Raw genomic sequence first — 1,768 nt, forward strand, 5'->3', positions numbered from 1 at the left:
GTCACCGCTCAGCTATGGGAGACACGCCCTAGTGCTGCCCGTCGGCCGGCTCGACGAGCTCAAGGAGCACGCCGCCCGCGTCCTTGGGGTGGACGAAGTTGATCCGCGAGTCCGCGGTGCCCCTCTTGGGTGCCGGGTAGAGGACCCTGACGCCCCGGCCCGTGAGATGGGCGGTGATCGCGTCGATGTCGGTCACGCGGACGGCCATCTGCTGGATGCCGGGGCCGTTGCGGTCGATGAACTTGGCGATCGTGGAGGACTCGTCCAGGGGCGCGAGGATCTGCAACAGGGCGCTGCCATCGGGACGACGGGGGGAGCCGAGCATCGCCTCGCGCACGCCCTGCTCCTCGTTCACCTCCTCGTGGAGATTCTCCATTCCCAGGTTGTCGCGATACCAGGCCACGGCGGCGTCGAAGTCGGGGACCGCGACGCCGACGTGGTCGATCGCCACGACGAGCTCGGAGGGGAGGAGGGGCTGGCCTGCTGGGGTAGTCGTCATACCTCCCACGCTAGTCGGTCCCCACTCGCGGTAGTTTGGCCCCACAGTCTCATCCCCTCCATCGGAAGGTGTCCCATGACCGCCGACCCCACCCGTACCGTCATCGTCTCCGGCGCCCGCACCCCCTTCGGCCGGCTCCAGGGCGGACTGTCCTCGCTGTCCGCCCCGGAGCTGGGCGGCATCGCGATCAGTGCGGCCCTCGAGCGGGGCGGTGTGTCCCCGGAGGCCGTCGACCAGGTCATCATGGGGCAGGTGCTCTCGGCCGGAAACGGCCAGATGCCCGCGCGGCAGGCCTCGCTCGCCGCAGGTCTGCCCAAGCGTGTCGACGCCCTGAGCATCAACAAGATGTGTCTGTCCGGCCTGACGGCGATCGCCCTGGCGGACCAGGCGATCCGATCCGGCTACTCCGAGGTCGTCGTGGCCGGCGGTCAGGAGTCGATGTCCCAGGCCCCGCACCTGCTTCCCAAGAGTCGCAGCGGGTACAAGTACGGCTCGATCGAGGTGCTCGATCACATGGCGTACGACGGCCTGCACGACGTTCCGACCGACCAGCCGATGGGTGCGCTCACGGAGGCGCGCAACGTCGAGCTGGAGATCACCCGTGAGCACCAGGACGAGTTCGCGGCGATCTCCCACCAGCGCGCGGCCGCGGCAGCGAAGGAGGGGCGGTTCGCCGACGAGATCGTGCCGGTGACGGTCAAGGGCCGCAAGGGCGACACCGTCGTGGACACCGACGAGGGCGTGCGCGCCGACTCGACCCCCGAGTCGATGAGCAAGCTCCGTCCGGCCTTCTCGAAGGACGGGACCATCACCGCCGGTTCGTCGTCGCAGATCTCGGACGGCGCCTCGGCGACCATCATCACGTCCGCGGCCCGTGCCGAGGCCGAGGGCTGGCCCGTGCTCGCCGAGATCGTCGGCTACGGCACCGTCGCGGGCCCCGACTCGACCCTCCAGCACCAGCCCGCCGACGCGGTGCTGAACGCGTGCGAGCGGGCGGGAGTCGACGTCTCCGACATCGACCTGTTCGAGTTCAACGAGGCCTTCGCCTCCGTCGGACTGCACTCGACCCGCATGCTCGACCTGACCCCCGACAAGGTGAACGTGAACGGCGGCGCCATCTCGATCGGTCACCCGATCGGGGTGTCCGGCAACCGCGTGGTGCTGACCCTGGCCCTCGAGCTCGCACGCCGCGGCGGCGGGCTCGGAGCGGCTGCCCTGTGCGGCGGCGGCGGCCAGGGTGACGCCCTGATCATCCGGGTGCCCGCGGCC

General features: G+C 70.3%; 2 protein-coding genes. One reads left to right on the top strand and one right to left on the bottom strand.

Annotated features, from left to right (window positions below):
* Nucleotides 1–28: 28 nt before the first annotated feature.
* Complete coding sequence (mce, locus tag G6024_RS05945) at nucleotides 29–499, bottom strand: methylmalonyl-CoA epimerase (RefSeq protein ID WP_159148275.1); 471 nt, start codon at nucleotides 497–499, stop codon at nucleotides 29–31.
* A 75-nt stretch (nucleotides 500–574) separates the two neighbouring features.
* Between mce and G6024_RS05950 the strand changes: the two genes are divergently transcribed.
* Nucleotides 575–1,768: acetyl-CoA C-acetyltransferase (locus G6024_RS05950; RefSeq protein ID WP_159148276.1), on the top strand; the 1,194-nt coding region annotated here is incomplete at its 3' end.

It is taken from the genome of Dietzia maris, from assembly GCF_014144855.1.
GTDB classification, from domain to species: Bacteria; Actinomycetota; Actinomycetes; order Mycobacteriales; family Mycobacteriaceae; genus Dietzia; species Dietzia kunjamensis.